A 17,465-nucleotide genomic window follows, 5' to 3' on the forward strand; every position below is an offset into this window, starting at 1 on the left:
GTGCCCCCGGCTAGCATCGAAGGGCCAGAACCGATAGCAGCGCGCGGGCGCAGAAGGCAGGACCGAAGGCACGTGACGACCGGTAGCGCACAGGGCGCCTCCCCCCAGGACGACGCCCGCGACGCCCAGTCCCGGTTCGCGATCCCGGAAGGGGCCGTGCTGGCCCTGCTCGGTTCCCGCGACGAGAACCTGCGGCTCGCCGAAGAGCTGCTCGACGCCGATGTGCACGTCCGCGGCAACGAGGTGACCCTCTCCGGGGCCCCCGCGGACGTCGCCTTCGCCGAGCGGGTGTTCACCGAACTGGCCACGCTGGCCGCCCGCGGGCAGCAGGTCGACCCCAACACGGTCCGGCGGACCGTCGCCATGCTGTCCTCGGACGCGGCGGAGTCCCCGGCCGAGGTGCTCAGCCTCGACATCCTGTCCCGCCGCGGCCGCACGATCCGGCCGAAGACGCTCAACCAGAAGCGCTACGTCGACGCCATCGACGCCAACACCGTCGTGTTCGGCATCGGCCCGGCGGGCACCGGCAAGACCTACCTGGCGATGGCCAAGGCGGTGCAGGCGCTGCAGGCCAAGCAGGTCAACCGCATCATCCTGACCCGCCCGGCGGTCGAGGCTGGCGAGCGGCTGGGCTTCCTGCCCGGCACCCTCTTCGAGAAGATCGACCCCTACCTGCGCCCGCTCTACGACGCCCTGCACGACATGGTCGACCCCGACTCCATCCCGCGGCTGATGAGCGCCGGGACGATCGAGGTCGCCCCGCTGGCCTACATGCGCGGCCGGACGCTCAACGACGCCTTCATCATCCTCGACGAGGCCCAGAACACCACGCCCGAGCAGATGAAGATGTTCCTGACCAGGCTCGGCTTCGGGTCCAAGATCGTGGTGACCGGCGACGTCACCCAGGTCGACCTGCCCGGCGGGCAGCGCAGCGGGCTGCGGGTGGTCAAGGAGATCCTCGAAGGCATCGATGACGTGCACTTCGCCACCCTGACCAGCGGCGACGTGGTCCGTCACCGGCTGGTCGGCGACATCGTCGACGCCTACGAGCGCTGGCAGAACGACCAGGACGACGACGAGCCCGCGCCGCGGGTGCGCGCGGGTGGGCGCAGGCCGGGTCGCTAGACCGGGGACAATGGCCGGGTGAGCATCGAGATTGCCAACGAGTCGGGAGTGGCGGTCGACGAGGCGTCGATCGTGGCCGCCGCCCGGTTCGCCCTGGACCGGATGAACGTCAGCGCGCTTGCCGAGCTGTCGGTGCTGCTGGTCGAGCTGGACGTCATGGCCGACCTGCACGAGCGCTGGATGGACCTGCCGGGCCCCACCGACGTCATGGCGTTCCCGATGGACGAGCTGGACAACGCCCGCAGGCCCGATGCCGCCGACCTGGGCCCCGCCCTGCTCGGCGACATCGTGCTGTGCCCGGAGTTCGCCAAGGACCAGGCCCGCAAGGCCGGGCACAGCCTCGGCGACGAGCTGCACCTGCTCACCGTGCACGGCGTGCTGCACCTGCTCGGCTACGACCACGCCGAGCCCGCCGAGGAGCGGGAGATGTTCACCCTGCAGAAGCGCATCCTGGCCGACTTCAAGGCGGCTGCCGCCGAGGCCAAGCGGCGCGCGGCGCAGCGGGTCGAGGACGACAAGCTCCTCGGCGCCGTCGGGCTCGCCGAGTCCGATCCCACCGAGCGGGGTTAGCGTTGTCCGCGGACTCGGTCGGCCTGCTCGTCATCGCGGTCCTGCTCGTCCTGGCCGCCGGGGTCTTCGCCGCGGCCGACGCCGCGCTGTCCACGGTGTCCACGGCCCGGGTGGACGGCCTGGTCCGGCAGGGCCGGGCCGGGGCCAAGCAGCTGCGCGCCGTGCTCGCCGAGCGGCCTCGGCACATCAACCTGCTGCTCCTGTTGCGGCTGAGCTGCGAGCTGGCCGCGACCGTGCTGGTGGCGGCGGTGTGCCTGCGCCACATCGATCCCGGCGTGCTGGCCGGGCTGGTCGCCGCGCTGGGCATGATCGTGGTGTCCTACGTGCTGGTCGGCGTCGGCCCGCGCACCATCGGCCGCCAGCACCCCTACGGCGTCGGCCTGCTGGTGGCGGGCCCGGTGCGGGTGCTGGGCACGGTGCTCGGCCCGCTGTCGCGGTTCCTGATCCTGGTCGGCAACGCGATCACCCCCGGCAAGGGCTTCCGCGAGGGCCCGTTCTCCTCCGAGGTCGAGCTGCGCGAGCTGGTCGACATGGCCCAGGAGCGCGGCGTGGTGGACGCCGACGAGCGGGAGATGATCCACTCGGTGTTCGAGCTGCGCGACACCATCGCCCGCGAGGTGATGGTCCCGCGCACCGAGATGGTGTGGATCGAGCAGGCCAAGACCGTCCGCCAGGCGCTGGCGCTGTCCCTGCGCACCGGCTACAGCAGGCTGCCGGTCATCGGCGAGAGCGTCGACGACATCGTCGGCCTGGTGAACCTCAAGGGCCTGGTCCGGGCGTGGATGGAGCCCGGGGCGGAGAACCGCACGGTCGCCGAGCTGATGGGCGCGGCGGTGTTCGTCCCCGACACCAAGCGCATCGATGACCTGCTGCGCGAGATGCAGCTGTCGAAGAACCACCTGGCCATCGCCGTCGACGAGTACGGCGGCACGGCGGGCCTGCTGACCATCGAGGACATCCTGGAGGAGATCGTCGGGGAGATCACCGACGAGTCCGACACCGACGACCGGCCCCCGGTGGAGCACCTGCCCGACGGCGCGGTGCGGGTCAGCTCCCGGCTGCCGGTCGAGGACCTCGGCGCGCTGTTCGGCCTGGTGCTGGAGGACCCGGACGTGGAGACCGTCGGCGGGCTGCTGGCCCAGCGGCTGGGACGTGTGCCACTTCCCGGCGCGGAGGCGGAGATCACCGGGCTACGGTTCCGTGCCGAGGGCGGCAAGGACAGCCGCGGCCGGGTGCGCATCACCTCCGTCGTCGTCCGCCGATCCGAGACCCACGGCACCGACGAGACGGACGACACCGCCGAGCAGATCGCGGGGGAGAGGAGCGCCGACCGTGGCTGAGCTGGACCCGGAGGATGCCAAGATCGTGACGCTGGCGCGGTCGAGCCGGGCGCGCACCGGCGCGGCCGAGGGCGCCGCCGTCCGCGACACCGACGGCCGCACCTACGCCGCGGCCTCGGTCGACCTGCCCTCGCTCAAGCTCACCGCGCTGCAGGCCGCGGTGGCCGCCGCGGTCTCCAGCGGCGCGCCCGGCCTGGAGGCCGCCGCCGTGGTCACCGCCGCCGACGCGGTGGACGCCGCCTCCGTGGCCGCCGTGCGCGACCTCGCCCCGGCCGCCCCGGTGCTGCGGGCGGACGCCTCGGGCGCCGTGCTCGACGTGCTGCGGTGAGGTTCACCGTCTGCGCCGACTGCCACAGCGCCGACCTCGGCGCGCTGCGCGGCGTCGCCGAGCGGGTGGGGGCGAGCGTGCGGGCGGTGGACTGCCTGGACGCCTGCGACACCCCCGACGTCCTGGTCGTGCAGCGGCCGGGCGCCGCGCCGGTCTGGCTGGGCTGGGTGCGCGGCGAGGCCGTCCTCGCCGACGTGGCGGCCTGGCTGACCTCGGGCGGGCCGCTGCCGGAGGTCCTGGAGCTGCACCGCGTCGCCGCGCCCGGATTGCGGAAGGCACAATGGGCAAGTGAGTGACACGCACCGTTCCGGGTTCGCCTGCTTCGTGGGGCGGCCCAACGCGGGCAAGTCGACCCTGACAAACGCGCTCGTGGGCGGCAAGGTCGCCATCACCTCCAGCAAGCCGCAGACCACCCGGCACGCCATCCGCGGCATCGTGCACCGGTCGGACGCGCAGCTGGTGATCGTCGACACCCCCGGCCTGCACCGCCCGCGCACGCTGCTCGGCGAGCGGCTCAACGACGTCGTGCGGCAGACCTGGTCCGAAGTGGACGTCGTGGGGTTCTGCGCGCCCGCCGACCAGAAGGTGGGCCCCGGCGACAAGTTCATCCTCGGCGAGCTGGTCAAGGTCGCCCGCAAGACGCCGGTGGTCGGCGTGGTGACCAAGACCGACCTGGTGCCGCCCGAGCAGGTGGCCGCGCAGCTGCTGGCGCTGCAGGAGGCGTTCGACTTCGCCGAGCTGGTGCCGGTGTCCGCCAAGGACGGCTTCCAGGTGGGCACGCTGGCCGATCTGCTGGTGGCCCGGCTGCCCGAGGGCCCGGCCCTCTACCCCGGCGGGGAGCTGACCGACGAGCCGGAGGCGGTGCTGGTCGGCGAGCTGATCCGGGAGGCCGCGCTGGAGGGCGTGCACGACGAGCTGCCGCACTCGATCGCGGTCACCGTCGAGGAGATGGTGCCGCGCGCAGGCCGCGACGATCTGCTGGACGTGCACGCCTTCGTCTTCGTCGAGCGGCCCAGCCAGAAGGGGATCATCCTCGGCCACCGCGGCGAGCGGCTCAAGCGGGTCGGCACCAGCGCCCGCAAGCAGATCGAGGCGCTGCTGGGCACCCGGGTGTACCTGGACCTGCACGTCAAGGTCGCCAAGGACTGGCAGCGCGACCCGCGCCAGCTGCGGCGGCTGGGGTTCTAGTGGTCGTCATGCCGCGGCGCGGGCGCGCCGCGGCGCTGGGCCCGCCGCTGGCCCTGGCCGCGCTGGCCGCGGCCGGGTGCGCCGCGGTGCTGCTGGCCGACCCGACGACCCCGGGCGGCTGGCTGCCCACCTGCCCGACCAAGGCGCTCGCCGGGGTGTGCTGCCCGGGCTGCGGCGGCCTGCGCATGCTCTACAGCCTGCTGCACGGCGACATCGGCGCAGCCTTGCGCTACAACGCGGTGTCGTTCGTCTTCCTCGGACTGTTCGCCTGGGCCGCGGTGGCGTGGACGGTCAGCCGCGTGCGGGGCAGGCACGTGCGGTCGTGGCTGCACTGGAAGTACACCCCGCACGTGGTGATCCCGCTGCTCATCGTCTGGTTCGTGGTCCGCAACCTGCCCATGCAACCATTCGCCGCGCTGTCAGTGTGAATCCGCCCCACCGCGGTCCTGGTCACCCGTTATCCTTCCGCGCAGTCGACACCGATCCGGGTTTCCCAGGGGGACTTTCGTGACCAATCCCTATGGTCAGCCGCAGCAGCCGTACGGCCAGCAGCCGCCGCCGTACGGCCAGCCGCCGTATGGCCAGCAGCCCTACGGGCAGCCGCCGCAGCCGTACGGCCCGCCCGGCTACGGCCAGCCGTACGGCCAGCCCTACGGGCACCCCGGTTACGGACAGCCCTACGGCGACATCAACGCCATCCCGGACTACAAGGGCTGGGCGATCGCCAGCTTCTTCATCGGCGGCATCCTCTTCGGCATCCTCGCGCTGATGAAGTCGAACGAAGTCGGCCAGCACAAGATGCGCGGCGACTACCAGATGGCGCTGTCGGCGTCGAACACCACCAAGACGATCTGCCTGATCGGCACGATCCTCGGCGGCCTGGGCTGCGTCTTCGGCATCATCTGGGTCATCGTGGCCTTCGCCGCGTTCTAAGCTCGTCGGGTGAGCCTCTACCGCGACACCGGGGTGGTGCTCCGCGTGCAGAAGCTCGGCGAGGCGGACCGGATCATCACCCTGCTCACCCAGAAGCACGGCAAGGTCCGCGCCGTGGCCAAGGGCGTGCGCAAGATGACCTCGCGCATCGGCGCGCGGGTCGAGCCCTTCGCCCACGTCGACGTGCAGTTCTACACCGGCCGCACGCTCGACGTGATCACCCAGGTGCAGACCCTCGACGCCTTCGGGGCGACCATCGCCGCCGACTACCGCCGCTACACCGCGGGCTGCGCGGTGCTGGAGACCGCCGACCGGCTCTCCGCCGAGGAGGGGGAGCCGGTCCTGCGGCTGTACCTGCTGGTGGCGGGCGCGCTGCGGGCGCTGGCCGACGGCACCCGGGACGCCTCCCTGGTGCTCGACGCCTTCCTGCTGCGGGCGCTGGCCTTCGCCGGGTGGGCGCCCGCGATCGGCGAGTGCGCCCGCTGCGGCGAGCCCGGCCCGCACCCGGCGTTCAGCGTGCCCGCGGGCGGCTCGGTGTGCCCGCGCTGCCGCCCGGCGGGCTCGGCCAGCCCGTCGCGGGACGTGCTGACCCTGATGGACGCCTTGGCGCACGGGCTGTGGGACGTCGCCGAGGCCAGCGGCGAGCCGGTGCGCCGGGAGACCTCGGGCCTGGTCGCCGCGCTGCTGCAGTGGCACCTGGAGCGGCAGCTGCGGTCCCTGCCGCTGGTCGAGCGCAGGCAAGTACCATCGCGGCCGGACCAGTCCCCCTGATCGGAGGTATCGCGGTGCTGCGACGGCGCCCGCCCAGCCGGAGCGAGGCGGGCAGACCGGTACGGCCGCCCGCGCCCCACCCGTCCGGCGCCCGTCCGCCCGCCATCCCCGCCGAGCTGGTGCCCCGGCACGTGGCCATCGTCATGGACGGCAACGGCCGCTGGGCCAACCAGCGCGGGCTGACCCGCGTCGAGGGGCACAAGCGCGGCGAGGCGCGGGTCGTCGAGGCCGCGATCGGCTGCCTGGAGCTGGGCGTGAAGTGGCTGTCGCTCTACGCCTTCTCCACGGAGAACTGGCGGCGCAGCGCCGAGGAGGTCCGCTTCATCATGGGCTTCTCCCGCGACGTCATCCGCCACCGCACCGACGAACTGGACGACATGGGCGTGCGCATGCACTGGGCCGGGCGGCGGCCGCGGCTGTGGCGCAGCGTCATCAAGGAGCTGGAGGTCGCCGAGGAGCGCACCCGGCCCAACGACAAGCTGCACCTGGCCATGTGCATCAACTACGGCGGCCGCGCCGAGATCGGCGACGCGGCCCGGCGCATCGCCCAGCTCGCCGCCGAGGGCCGGATCAACCCGGACAAGGTGGACGAGCGCACCGTCGCCCGGTTCCTGTACCAGCCGGACATGCCGGATGTGGACCTGTTCATCCGGCCGTCGGGGGAGCGGCGCACCTCGAACTTCATGCTCTGGCAGTCCGCCTACGCCGAGCTGGTGTTCCAGGACGTCCTCTGGCCCGACTTCGACCGAACCCACCTGTGGGCCGCCGTCACCGAGTACGCCCGCCGCGACCGCCGCTTCGGCGCCGCGCAGGACTCCGACGAGGTCGCGGCCCAGCTGCAGAGCGGAGACACCGCATGACGCCCGAGGCCGCGCTGCTCGACCGCACCCGCGAGGCCCTGGAGCTCTACCACGACGTCACCGTCGACGACGACGGCTCGCTGACCTTCCGCCACGGCGAGGTGCCGTGCGCGGTGCAGGCGATGGAGCTGTCCGAGGGCCTGGTCGTGGTCAGCCTGACCTGCGTGGTGGCCTGGGACCTGCCCGACGACCCGGCGCTGGCGGCCTCGGCGGCCGAGCGCGCGGGCCAGGGCCTGTTCGGCACGCTCGGCGTCGTGCACACCGACCGGGGCATGGACGTCACCCTCCGGTACGCCTTCCCCGCGCACGGCCTGGAGATCGCCCCGCTGGGCACGCTGCTGCTGCTGGTGGTGTCGACGGCGTCGCAGCTGCGCGCGGATCTGCTGGGAACCACCGGATCGGGCCAACCCGCGCGCTGACGCTCCCCCCGGTGTCCCGGCGGCCGGCATCATGCGCCGAGTGACATTCCCGCATCCCGCGTTGGAGCGCCGATGAGCGAGGTCAGCACTGCCGAGCCGCGGGCGGACGAGGAGAAGCCCGCGCGCCGGATCACCTCGCTGGAAGTGCTGTGCGTGCTGCTGGTCCTGGCGCTCGTCGGGCAGAGCTGGCTGACCTCGTGGCTGGACGTCGGCGCGGTCCAGACCGGGGCGACGATCTTCGTCGCGGTGTGCGTGCAGGCGCTGCCGTTCCTGGTGCTGGGCGTGCTGATCAGCGGCGCGATCGCGGCGTTCGTGCCCGCCTCGGCGCTCAACCGGCTGCTGCCGAAGAAGCAGGCGGCCGCGGTGCCGGTGGCGGGGATCGCGGGCGTGGCGCTGCCGACCTGCGAGTGTGCGGCCGTGCCGGTGGCCAGGCGGCTGATGCAGCAGGGCGTGCCGACCTCGGTGGCCCTGGCGTTCCTGCTGGCCGCGCCCGCGGTGAACCCGGTCGTGCTGGTCGCCACGAACGTCGCCTTCCCCAACAACCCGGAGCTGGTGGTGGCCCGCCTCGTCGGCTCGCTGGCCACCGCGATCGTCATGGGCTGGCTGTGGGCGCGCTTCGGCAAGGCGTCCTGGATCATCGAGCGCGCGCTGCGGCGCCTGCCCGAGCCGCGCGGGCGCACGCGCTGGCGGATGTTCTTCGAGACCTCGCGCGCCGATCTGGTGGACGCGGGCGGTTTCCTGGTCCTCGGCGGGCTGACCGCGGCGGTGCTGAACGTGGCGATCCCGCGGTCCTGGGTGGACACCCTGGGCGAGCAGGTCGTGCTGGGTGTCGTCGTGATGGCGGCGCTGGCGGTGCTGCTGGCGCTGTGCAGCGAGGCCGACGCCTTCGTGGCCGCGTCGATCTCGGGCATGCCGCTGCTGCCCAAGCTGGTGTTCCTGGTCGTCGGCCCGGCCATCGACGTCAAGCTGTTCGCCCTGCAGGCGGGCACGTTCGGCCGCGCCTTCGCCCTGCGCTTCGGCCCGGCGACCTTCGTCGTCGCGGTGGCCTGCGCGGTCGTGAGCGGCCTGGTGTTCCTCGGAGGCATCGGATGAGGCGCGAGACCCAGAACATCCTGCTGATCCTGGCGGGCGGCGCCCTGCTGAAGATCAGCTTCTCGGGCGCCTACCTGCAGTACGTCAAACCCGCCCACCTCCCGTGGCTCATCGGCGGCGGCGCGGTCATGGTGGCCCTGGCCGCCATCTCCATCGCCCGCGACCTGATGGCCTCCGGCCCCGAGCGCAGCGAGCCCGTCCTCCCGCACCAGCGCGGCGACAGCGCTGCCACCCCGGTCGGAGCCGAGCCCGTCCACGCCTCCGAGCAGGACACCAGCGGTCACGCCCACGACGGCGAGCACAACCACTCCGCCCGCAGCGCCTGGCTCCTGCTGCTGCCGGTCCTGGCGATCTTCCTCATCGCCCCGCCTGCCCTGGGCGCGGATTCGGTGATGCGCACCGACAACTCCGCCGCCGCCAGCCGAGCTGCGGGCACCGACGGCCGCTCGCTGTTCCCGCCCCTGCCCCCGGGCGAGGTCATCGCCGTGCCCATGGCCGACTTCGCCGCCCGAGCCGCCTGGGACTCCGGCGACTCCCTCAAGGACCGCACCGTCCGCCTGACCGGCTTCATCGTCACCCAGGGCGACGAGGTCTACCTCGCCCGCCTCACCATCGCCTGCTGCGCCGCCGACGCCTTCCCCGTCAAGGTCAACCTCGACGGCGAAGGCGCCTCCACCCTCGCGGACGACACCTGGGTCGAAGCCGTCGGCCAGCTCCAGCCGGGCACCGCAACCAAGGAAACCGACTACATCCCCACCCTGACCGTCACCGGCCTCTCCCAGATCCCCCAACCCGAAAACCCTTACGAGACGTGACCCATCCACACCCCGCAAACTCCCATCGCCCCACCCCACCCCCGCGGGATAACCTGGCGGCGGGGGGCCGGACGCCCAGCCTGCTCTGCTGCTGGCCGATCGGCGCCCTGGTGGGGGAGGTCGGCCCGCGCGGCGGGTGGGGTCGGCCGCGGCCTGCTGCGCCCGCTCAGGCCGCGCAGCGCTCGCAGGTGCCGAAGATCTCGACGGTGTGGCTGACATCGGAGAAACCGTTCTCGGCGGCGACGCGCTCGGCCCACCGCTCGACGGCCGGGCCCTCCACCTCGACGGTGTGCCCGCAGGTGCGGCACACCAGGTGATGGTGGTGGTGGCTGGAGCAGCGCCGGTAGATGGCCTCGCCGGAGTCGGTGCGCAGCACGTCGATCTCGCCCGCGTCGGCCAGCGACTGCAAGGTGCGGTAGACGGTGGTCAGGCCGATGCCCTCGCCGCGCTTGCGCAGCTCCTCGTGCAGCTCCTGCGCGGAGCGGAAGTCGTCGAGCTGGTCGAGGAGGCGGGCGACGGCGGTGCGCTGGCGGGTGGAGCGCTTGCCCGGGACGGTCGCCGCGGAGCGGTCGTCGGTCACTCCTCCTCCACGTGGGCGACGGCGTCCACCACGATGTGCGAGAGGTGCTCGTCGACCAGCCGGTACACGACCTCCCGGCCGTGCCGCTCGCCGTGCACCACGCCTGCGGACTTGAGCACCCGCAGGTGCTGGCTGATCAGCGGCTGGGCGACGCCGAGGGCCTCGACCAGCTCGTGCACGCAGCGGTCGGCCTCGCGCAGTTCGAGGACGATGGCGATGCGCACCGGCGCGGCCAGCGCGCGCAGCAAATCACCCGCGGCGGCCAGGGTGGTCGCCGGTCGCCGGGCCGCCCGGTGCACCGCAGGCCGGTCCGGCGAGTGCTCGGTGGCGCGCAGCTCGTCCGGGGCGGCGTCCGGGGTCACGGTCGACATCGTCCTCCCTAGCCTCCCGACGACAGCCCGGGCCGCCGGGTGTGATGGTTACCGTGTTCACCATTCTATGCGTCTTTCACAATTCCCGGTCTGCCCGCCGCGCCGTCAGAGCACGGAGAAGGCGATGGCCACCACCACGGCCAGCACCAGCAGCCGCCCGCCCCGCTGCGCCGGGGTGAGCACGCCCCAGGTCGCGGCGAGCAGCGCGCCGACGGCGGCCGCGAGCAGCAGCAACAGCGCCGCCCCGACCCCGCCCTTGATCAGCACACCGGCCGCGAACAGCCCGATGACCAGCAGGAACGCCGCCAGCGGCGGCACCTTGGCCAGCGGCCCCCGACCGGGCAGCAGCTGCGTGCGCATCGTCCGGTTTCGGGCCACGGTCTCCTCCTCGGGTCGAGCCGCTAGGTTAGCCCCATCACCTCCCCGGGGAGTCCCACGTGCTGCTCATCGCCCGGTTCACCGACGCCGCCGACCTGCTGGCCGACGCCCGCCGCGCCTTGGCCCTGCTGCTGGCCCAGCCCGGCTGCCGCCGCGGCCTGTTCGTGCGCTCCACCGAGGCCGACACCTGGGTGCTGACGGTGGAGTTCGACTCCATCGCCGCGTACCGGAGGGCGTTGTCGCCTTTCGACGTCCGCACGCACGTCATCCCGTTCCTGGCCCGCGCCGAGAGCGCCGAGCCCGCCGCGTACGAGTTGGTGCTGGAGGCCGACGGCGACGGGGTCCGCGAGCACACCAGCCTGCTGGCCGCCGACGCGGGCACGGTCCGGCTGGGTGAGGCGGGCGGGCCCGCGTCGGCCCGGTAATCCGGTTCCGGCCACCCGCGGGTCAGGCGTTACCGTGGACGCGGGGGCTGGTCGGGGCGCGCGGACGCCGGGGACGAATCCCCCGGTCAGGTCGGCGGGCCGCGGATGGCTACCCTTGCATCCTTCTCGTAGTTCTCCCGCTGGAGGGTCAGTGGCAGCCGACCGGATCGACACCGTGGTCAGTCTCTGCAAGCGCCGAGGCTTCGTCTACCCGTGCGGGGAGATCTACGGCGGAACGCGGTCGGCCTGGGACTACGGCCCGCTGGGCGTGGAGCTGAAGGACAACATCAAGCGCCAGTGGTGGAAGACCATGGTGCAGGGCCGCGAGGACGTCGTCGGCCTGGACTCGTCGGTGATCCTGCCGCGCCAGGTGTGGGTGGCCTCCGGCCACGTCGGCGCCTTCCACGACCCGCTGGTGGAGTGCACCAACTGCCACAAGCGCTTCCGCGCCGACACCCTCGCCGAGGAGCACTCGACGCGCACCGGCAAGGCGGTCACCGAGGACGACCTGTCCGACGTGCCCTGCCCGAACTGCGGCGTCCGCGGCCAGTACACCGAGCCGCGCGAGTTCAACATGATGCTCAAGACCCACCTCGGTCCGGTGGAGTCCGAGGAGGGCCTGCACTACCTGCGGCCGGAGACCGCGCAGGGCATCTTCATCAACTTCCTCAACGTGCAGACGACCTCGCGCCGCAAGCCGCCCTTCGGCATCGGCCAGATCGGCAAGTCGTTCCGCAACGAGATCACCCCGGGCAACTTCATCTTCCGCACGCGCGAGTTCGAGCAGATGGAGATGGAGTTCTTCGTCGAGCCGGGCACCGACGAGGAATGGCACCAGTACTGGATCGACGAGCGCATGCGCTGGTACACCGACCTGGGCATCGACAAGGACAACCTGCGGGTCTACGAGCACCCGCAGGAGAAGCTGTCCCACTACTCCAAGCGCACCGTCGACATCGAGTACCGCTTCGGCTTCTCCGGCTCCGAGTGGGGTGAGCTGGAGGGCATCGCCAACCGCACCGACTTCGACCTGACGACCCACTCCAACCACTCCGGCGTCGACCTGTCGTACTTCGACCAGGCCACCAACTCCCGCTACCGCCCGTTCGTCATCGAACCGGCAGCAGGTGTCGGCCGCCCGATGATGGCCTTCCTGGTCGAGGCCTACACCGAGGACGAGGCCCCCAACGCCAAGGGCGGCGTCGACAAGCGCATCGTCCTGCGCCTGGACCGCAGGCTGGCCCCGGTCAAGGTCGCCGTCCTCCCGCTCTCCCGCAACGCCGACCTCTCCCCGAAGGCCCGCGACGTCGCCGCCGCCCTCCGCAAGCACTGGAACATCGACTTCGACGACGCAGGCGCGATCGGCAGGCGCTACCGCAGGCAGGACGAAATCGGCACCCCGTTCTGCGTCACGATCGACTTCGACACCCTCACCGACCAAGCGGTGACGGTCCGCGAGCGCGACACCATGTCCCAGGAGCGCGTCTCCCTGGACAACCTGGAGTCCTACCTCGCCGCCCAACTGGTCGGCTGCTAACCACCAGCCACCCAGCGCAGCCCACCCACGGACCACGTGCGGGCCACGGACAGGGGTTCCATCGACAGGGCCTCCACCAGCCGGGTCGCGGCAACACCACCCACCGCCCCGACCCGGCTGGCACCCACGCCCCACGGTGGCAGCGCGGCTACCCGCAAGCCAAGCCCAGGCTGGCGCAACGCCGAGCCGCCCGGCCCGCCCAAGCCAACAGCCCTGCGCTCGACACCTGCCGCCCGGCACCTGCCCGGCCTCAGAACGCCCGAACCAGCCCAGACGCCCGGCCCCCGGGCTTGCTCAGCGGCCCGACCCACCGGTCGCTGCCCGACCCGGTCGCCCTGACCCGCGTCGTCCCCCGTCACCCCGGCCGGAGTCAGCCCGATCCGTGTCGCTTCGACCCGAGCCAGTCTGACCCGGGAGCCAGCCCGATTGATCGGACCAGCGGGCGAATCGGCCCGGTGGCCGTCGATGTCGTTGTCGTGCGCCGGAGTCCTCTTCAGTTGTGGGCCGAACCACCTCCTCCCAATCGAATCCGTCTCCTACCGATACGCCCGTACGTTCGGCGCAGGCGTGGTCGAGGCCAGTTGGTACAGCGCCCGCAGCTCAGCCGCCACGGCCTCGGTCCGCTCCCGCAGCCGCGCGGGCACCGTGTGCGCCGCGATCACCCCCGCCGCCAGGAACCGCGACAGCCGAGTCGCCGCGCCGTCGTCGTCCACGGGACTCCCCGGGCGGTAGACATCGGCGTCCCAAGCCAAACCGACCTCCGGCCACCACGCATCCACCGTCCCCAGATGCACCTTGTCCCCTGTGGACAACTGTGTCCGCCACGTCGGCGCGGGTAGGCCAGCGAGCTGGACGACCTGCCGCGCCAGCCGTTCGTGCAGCGAGTGCTCCTGCCGCCGCATGTCCGCCAGCACCGCCCGCACGACCGCGACACCGCTGCGCCGCTCCCGCTGCAACTCCCGGTAGAAGTCGCCCAGGCTCAGCCCGCCGCGCTGGATCGCCTCCGCCAGCAGCAGCTTGATCTCGCCGATCGACCGCATTCGCAGGCAGGCGTCCACAGTGGCCCGCACCAGCGGCGTCACCGGGAACTGGTGGCGCAGCTGCACCTCCGGCAACCGCGACACCCGCTCCACCACGACCGACCCGTCGTTGCGCTCGGCGGCCCTGCCGGTCACCAGCAGGTGGATCGCGCCCAGGGGGAACACCGGGAGGCCGTGCAGCCACATCGCCTCCCGGCCGGTGATGACGGCACCGGGCGCCGCCACGCCCAGTGCCGCCTGTAGTCGGTGCTCGCGCGCGGGCTTGCTGTGGTGCAGCAGCACCACCCCGTCGTCGAGCTGCTGCCACGGCCCGGAGGGCCCGCAGCACCGTTCGATCTCGGCGTCGGAGAAGCCGAGGGCGGCCAGTTCGGCCGCACGCGCCACGCCGCGCGGGAAGACGTGCGGCAGTCGATCCAGGTCCACGAGTGCTTGGTTCGTCGTCATGCTTCCAGCCAATCGCGGGCGGCTTGGGGGCCGCCAGGACAACTTCACGGTCTGTGGACAGTTAGTTGCCCTGTGGATGGATCTGGTTCCACCCTCCTGCGTTGTCGTTCCCCTCTGCTAAGTTCCCCGGCCCCGCCCGGCGCGCCTCCCGCTCTGGAAGGATGTGCAGCGTGTCGTCCCCACCACACCCGGTACGCAGATTCCTGCGCAGGCTCCTCCTCGGGACCGTTCTGATGGGTGTCCTGCTGGTCGGCGGTACCGCGTTCCGGGTGTGGCAGGTCGCCCGGATCGATGACCGGGACCGCGCCGACGTCGTGGTCGTCCTCGGGGCCGCCCAGTACGCGGGCAAGCCGTCGAAGGTGCTGGAGGCGCGCCTGCGCCAGGCCAAGGCGCTCTACGAGCAGGGCGTCGCCGAGTACGTCGTGACCGGCGGCGGCAGGCGCGAGGGCGACCAGTACACCGAGGCCCAGGCTGGCCGGAACTGGCTGATCAAGCGCGGGGTGCCCGGCGACCGGGTCATCGAGGTCGGCGAGGGCAACGACACCCTGGGCACGCTGCAAGCCGTCGCCGCCGAGGCGAAGCGCCGCGGCTGGTCGACGGCGGTCATCGTCAGCGACCCCTGGCACTCCCTGCGCGCCCGCACGATGGCCTCCGACGCCGGGCTCGACGCCTGGACCTCGCCCACGCACACCGGCCCCATCGTGCAGACCCGCGAGACGCAGATGAAGTACATCCTGCGCGAGACCGCGGCGCTTCTCTACTACCGCGCCACCAAGGCCAGCGCGGACCAGATAGCGCTCGATCAAGAAGTCGGCTGAGTACGCTGCTGCGGTGATCTCCGGCTACACCGAGGCCGACCGGGAACGCGCGCACGCCGAGCCGCCGAAGAGCGCCGACCTGCCCGACGCCTGGCCCGCCGTCCGCACGCCGTTCAGCCGCGACCGCGCGCGCGTGCTGCACTCGGCCGCGCTGCGCAGGCTCGCGGGCAAGACGCAGGTGGTCGGCCCGCATGAGGGCTCGGAGGCGCACGGCATCCCGCGCACGCGCCTGACCCACTCGCTGGAAGTCGCCCAGATCGGCCGGGGGATAGCCGAGGAGCTGGGCTGCGACCCGGACGTCGTCGACACCGCCGGGCTGGCCCACGACATCGGCCACCCGCCCTTCGGCCACAACGGCGAACGCGCGCTCGACCAGGTCGCCCAGCCCTGCGGGGGCTTCGAGGGCAACGCCCAGACCCTGCGCATCCTCACCCGGCTGGAGCCCAAGGTCCTCGGCTACGGCCTCAACCTCACCCGCGCCTCCCTCGACGCGGCCACCAAGTACCCCTGGACGCGCCGCCCCGACACCGTCAAGTTCGGCGCCTACGCCGATGACCTGCCGATCTTCGAGTGGGTGCGGCTCGGCGCCCCCGAAGCGCGCCGGTGCATGGAGGCGCAGGTCATGGACTGGTCGGATGACGTCGCGTACTCCGTGCACGACGTGGAGGACGGGGTGCGCGCGGGGCGCATCAGCCTGCGTGCGCTCGCCGACCCGCAGGAACGCGCGGTCTTGGCGGCGCTCGCGGCCAAGCAGTTCTCCAGCCGCTCCGCCTCCGACATCGAGGAGGCGGCGACCGAGCTGCTGGCGCTGCCCGTCCTCGCCGACCTCGACTACGACGGCACCCTCGGTTCCCAGGTCGCGCTCAAGCGGCTGACCAGCGAACTCGTCGGCCGGTTCGCCTCGGCGGTGGTCACCGCGACCCGCCGCGCGCACGGCGACGGCCCGCTCACCCGGTACGCGGCCGACCTGGTGATCCCCGAGCAGGTGCAGTGCGAGGTGGCGCTGCTCAAGGCGATGGCCGTGCACTACGTGCTGAGCGACGCCGACCGCCTCGCCGAGCAGGAGCGGCAGCGCGCCATGCTGATCGAGCTGGTCACGACGCTGTGCGACCGCGCGCCCGAAGCCCTCGAACCCGCGTTCCAACCCGCCTGGCTGGCCGCGGCCGACGACGCCGAGCGGCTGCGCGTGGTGATCGACCAGACAGCGTCCCTGACCGACGTCCAAGCCGCCACCTGGCATTCCGCCCTTGTGGACAGCACCCACCCCTGTGGATAACTTCCCCGGCCCCCGCTGACCCAGCCGGCAGACTCGGAACCCGAGCACCCCACACCTCGGGAGAACCACCGTGCTGGACTTCACCCTCAGCCTGCACCGGGCCCTGGCCCCGGACCCGGGCGAACAGGTCTGCTGGTCGCCGTTCTCGGTGGCCAGCGCCCTCGGCCTGCTCGCCCTCGGCGCGCGCGGCCCCAGCCGGGACGAGCTGACCGCCGTGCTCGGCGACCTCGACGAGCTGACCGCGGCCGTCGCGGCGGCCTCCGCGCTCGCCCCACCGGACCGGGACGACGAAGAGGCCCCGGTGCTGGCGGTGTCCAACACGCTGTGGGCCGACGACAGCATCACCATCCACCGGTCCTTCGCCGAGCTGCTGGCGGGGTGGTCCGACGGCGCGGTGCGCAACGCCCCGTTCCGCTCGGAGCCGGAGAAGGCCCGCGGCATCATCAACGACGACGTCGCCGAGACGACCCGGCAGCTGATCCCGGCGCTGCTGCCGCCGGGCACGATCCGCAGCGACACGGTGTCCGCCCTGGTCAACGCGCTGTACCTGAAGAGCCCCTGGCGGCACCCCTTCAGCGAAGGCGGCACCGAGCCCCGCCCGTTCGCCACCGCGGGCGGCCCGGTCGACGTGCCGATGATGGTGTTGAACGAACGGGTGGGCTACGCCGCCCGGGACGGCTGGCAGGTCGTGTCGCTGGCGGGCAAGGGCGGGCTCGAAGCCGTCGTCCTGCTCCCCGACGGCGACCTCGCCGACGCCGAGGCGGCCCTGACCGGGCCGTCCCTCGGCGCGCTGCTGGACGCGCCGGACCCCACCCAGGTCCAGCTGTTCCTGCCCCGGCTGAAGGTGCGGACCCAGGCCGAGCTGACCGAGGCGCTGACGTCGCTGGGGGTGCACACGGTCTTCACCCGCGAGGCCGACCTCGGCGGCATCAGCCCGGACTGGCTGGCGGTCCAAGCGGTCATCCACGAGTCCGTGCTCAAGGTCGACGAGCAGGGGTTCGAGGGGGCCGCCGCGACGGCGGTGATGCTGCGGCTGATGTCGCTGCCGCCGGAGCCGGTCGTGGTCACCGCCGACCGCCCGTTCCTGTTCGTCGTGCGACACCGGGAGACGGGGGTGGTGTATTTCGTGGCGAGGGTCACCGACCCGTCCTGACC

At 72.6% G+C, this 17,465-nt stretch carries 22 protein-coding genes; 18 read left to right on the forward strand and 4 right to left on the reverse strand.

All coding sequences use genetic code 11. From position 1 onward, the window contains the following. Positions 1–72: 72 nt before the first annotated feature. From ACWEPX_RS14340 to ACWEPX_RS14400, 13 genes are all read left to right on the forward strand, one after another. Complete coding sequence (locus ACWEPX_RS14340) at positions 73–1,125, forward strand: PhoH family protein (RefSeq protein ID WP_451897595.1); 1,053 nt, start codon at positions 73–75, stop codon at positions 1,123–1,125. An 18-nt stretch (positions 1,126–1,143) separates the two neighbouring features. Further along, on the forward strand, positions 1,144–1,695 hold the full coding sequence (ybeY, locus tag ACWEPX_RS14345; protein WP_451897596.1) for an rRNA maturation RNase YbeY: 552 nt from the start codon (positions 1,144–1,146) through the stop codon (positions 1,693–1,695). 2 nt (positions 1,696–1,697) lie between these two features. Beyond that, positions 1,698–3,035, forward strand: a complete 1,338-nt coding sequence (locus ACWEPX_RS14350) for a hemolysin family protein (protein WP_451897597.1) — start codon at positions 1,698–1,700, stop codon at positions 3,033–3,035. Beyond that, entirely contained in the window at positions 3,028–3,363 is a 336-nt protein-coding gene (locus ACWEPX_RS14355) for a cytidine deaminase (protein WP_451897598.1), read from the forward strand. The genes ACWEPX_RS14350 and ACWEPX_RS14355 overlap by 8 nt, the downstream gene beginning before the upstream one ends. Further along, entirely contained in the window at positions 3,360–3,659 is a 300-nt protein-coding gene (locus ACWEPX_RS14360) for a (2Fe-2S) ferredoxin domain-containing protein (protein WP_451897599.1), read from the forward strand. Before ACWEPX_RS14355 ends, ACWEPX_RS14360 begins: the two co-directional genes overlap by 4 nt. After that, entirely contained in the window at positions 3,652–4,551 is a 900-nt protein-coding gene (era, locus tag ACWEPX_RS14365; protein ID WP_451897600.1) for a GTPase Era, read from the forward strand. Before ACWEPX_RS14360 ends, era begins: the two co-directional genes overlap by 8 nt. A gap of 8 nt (positions 4,552–4,559) precedes the next feature. Then, the gene (locus ACWEPX_RS14370) at positions 4,560–4,979 is read left to right on the forward strand and encodes a DUF2752 domain-containing protein (RefSeq protein WP_451897601.1); all 420 of its coding nucleotides are present in this window, start codon (positions 4,560–4,562) and stop codon (positions 4,977–4,979) included. A gap of 79 nt (positions 4,980–5,058) precedes the next feature. Beyond that, positions 5,059–5,484 (forward strand): CD225/dispanin family protein, encoded by a 426-nt coding sequence (locus ACWEPX_RS14375; protein WP_451897602.1) that lies wholly within the window; start codon positions 5,059–5,061, stop codon positions 5,482–5,484. A gap of 9 nt (positions 5,485–5,493) precedes the next feature. After that, positions 5,494–6,255, forward strand: a complete 762-nt coding sequence (gene recO, locus ACWEPX_RS14380) for a DNA repair protein RecO (protein ID WP_451897603.1) — start codon at positions 5,494–5,496, stop codon at positions 6,253–6,255. Positions 6,256–6,269: 14 nt separating this feature from the next. Continuing rightward, positions 6,270–7,115: an isoprenyl transferase gene (locus ACWEPX_RS14385; protein WP_451897604.1), complete on the forward strand. Its 846-nt coding sequence runs from the start codon at positions 6,270–6,272 to the stop codon at positions 7,113–7,115. Continuing rightward, positions 7,112–7,534, forward strand: coding sequence for a hypothetical protein (locus ACWEPX_RS14390; RefSeq protein WP_451897605.1), 423 nt, complete (start codon positions 7,112–7,114; stop codon positions 7,532–7,534). Before ACWEPX_RS14385 ends, ACWEPX_RS14390 begins: the two co-directional genes overlap by 4 nt. Positions 7,535–7,606: 72 nt before the next feature. Next, a complete protein-coding gene (locus ACWEPX_RS14395; RefSeq protein ID WP_451897606.1) occupies positions 7,607–8,626 on the forward strand; it encodes a permease in 1,020 nt (339 codons plus the stop codon). After that, on the forward strand, positions 8,623–9,441 hold the full coding sequence (locus ACWEPX_RS14400; protein WP_451897607.1) for a TIGR03943 family putative permease subunit: 819 nt from the start codon (positions 8,623–8,625) through the stop codon (positions 9,439–9,441). Before ACWEPX_RS14395 ends, ACWEPX_RS14400 begins: the two co-directional genes overlap by 4 nt. Positions 9,442–9,607: 166 nt before the next feature. On the opposite strand, the gene ACWEPX_RS14405 is transcribed toward ACWEPX_RS14400, so the two are convergent. The 3 genes from ACWEPX_RS14405 to ACWEPX_RS14415 form a co-directional block, all read right to left on the reverse strand. Continuing rightward, a complete protein-coding gene (locus tag ACWEPX_RS14405) occupies positions 9,608–10,021 on the reverse strand; it encodes a Fur family transcriptional regulator (protein ID WP_451897608.1) in 414 nt (137 codons plus the stop codon). Continuing rightward, positions 10,018–10,392 carry an ArsR/SmtB family transcription factor gene (locus ACWEPX_RS14410; protein WP_451897609.1) on the reverse strand — a complete coding sequence of 125 codons (375 nt, stop codon included), beginning with the start codon at positions 10,390–10,392 and terminating at the stop codon, positions 10,018–10,020. The genes ACWEPX_RS14405 and ACWEPX_RS14410 overlap by 4 nt, the downstream gene beginning before the upstream one ends. Positions 10,393–10,497: 105 nt before the next feature. Beyond that, positions 10,498–10,770 carry a DUF6703 family protein gene (locus tag ACWEPX_RS14415; protein WP_451897610.1) on the reverse strand — a complete coding sequence of 91 codons (273 nt, stop codon included), beginning with the start codon at positions 10,768–10,770 and terminating at the stop codon, positions 10,498–10,500. 59 nt (positions 10,771–10,829) lie between these two features. Here ACWEPX_RS14415 and ACWEPX_RS14420 point away from each other — a divergent pair, with 59 nt between their 5' ends. Then, positions 10,830–11,195 carry an antibiotic biosynthesis monooxygenase gene (locus tag ACWEPX_RS14420; protein WP_451897611.1) on the forward strand — a complete coding sequence of 122 codons (366 nt, stop codon included), beginning with the start codon at positions 10,830–10,832 and terminating at the stop codon, positions 11,193–11,195. Positions 11,196–11,346: 151 nt separating this feature from the next. After that, entirely contained in the window at positions 11,347–12,732 is a 1,386-nt protein-coding gene (locus ACWEPX_RS14425) for a glycine--tRNA ligase (RefSeq protein WP_451897612.1), read from the forward strand. Between the two features lie 536 nt (positions 12,733–13,268). On the opposite strand, the gene ACWEPX_RS14430 is transcribed toward ACWEPX_RS14425, so the two are convergent. Continuing rightward, positions 13,269–14,216, reverse strand: coding sequence for a hypothetical protein (locus tag ACWEPX_RS14430; protein WP_451897613.1), 948 nt, complete (start codon positions 14,214–14,216; stop codon positions 13,269–13,271). A gap of 161 nt (positions 14,217–14,377) precedes the next feature. Here ACWEPX_RS14430 and ACWEPX_RS14435 point away from each other — a divergent pair, with 161 nt between their 5' ends. The 3 genes from ACWEPX_RS14435 to ACWEPX_RS14445 all read left to right on the forward strand — a co-directional run bounded on the left by ACWEPX_RS14435 (position 14,378) and on the right by ACWEPX_RS14445 (position 17,463). Next, positions 14,378–15,034, forward strand: a complete 657-nt coding sequence (locus tag ACWEPX_RS14435; RefSeq protein ID WP_451897614.1) for a YdcF family protein — start codon at positions 14,378–14,380, stop codon at positions 15,032–15,034. A gap of 13 nt (positions 15,035–15,047) precedes the next feature. Further along, positions 15,048–16,310, forward strand: a complete 1,263-nt coding sequence (locus ACWEPX_RS14440) for a deoxyguanosinetriphosphate triphosphohydrolase (RefSeq protein ID WP_451897615.1) — start codon at positions 15,048–15,050, stop codon at positions 16,308–16,310. Positions 16,311–16,380: 70 nt separating this feature from the next. Further along, entirely contained in the window at positions 16,381–17,463 is a 1,083-nt protein-coding gene (locus ACWEPX_RS14445; RefSeq protein ID WP_451897616.1) for a serpin family protein, read from the forward strand. Positions 17,464–17,465: the final 2 nt, after the last annotated feature.

The sequence above is a fragment of the Actinokineospora sp. NPDC004072 genome (genome assembly GCF_053604195.1).